Genomic DNA, 273 nt, shown 5'->3' on the forward strand with positions numbered 1-273 from the left:
CCATCGGCGCCTACACCGCCGGCCTGCTGGCCTCGCCGCAATTCGCCGACGTCCTGCAATCCTTCGTCAACACCTACCCGGCGGTGGGCAACTTCCTCATCATGGTATGCGGCCCGCAGATCGTACAAAACGGAATCCACCTGTCGCTCTGGATCATCGTCCCGGTATCGGCCCTGATCGCCGCCCTGTTCGGGGCATTGTTGGGTGCGCCGACCCTGAAGCTGCGCGGCGACTACCTGGCCATCGTCACCCTGGGCTTCGGCGAAATCATCC

The 273-nt window shown here is 64.1% G+C and carries 1 pseudogene; it reads left to right on the top strand.

Going from position 1 to position 273, the window contains the following annotated elements:
- A pseudogene (locus tag RV1423_RS28400) lies at window positions 1-273 on the top strand (ABC transporter ATP-binding protein); the annotation flags it as partial.

It is taken from the genome of Herbaspirillum sp. RV1423 (genome assembly GCF_000577615.1).
Taxonomy (GTDB): Bacteria; Pseudomonadota; Gammaproteobacteria; order Burkholderiales; family Burkholderiaceae_D; genus Herbaspirillum.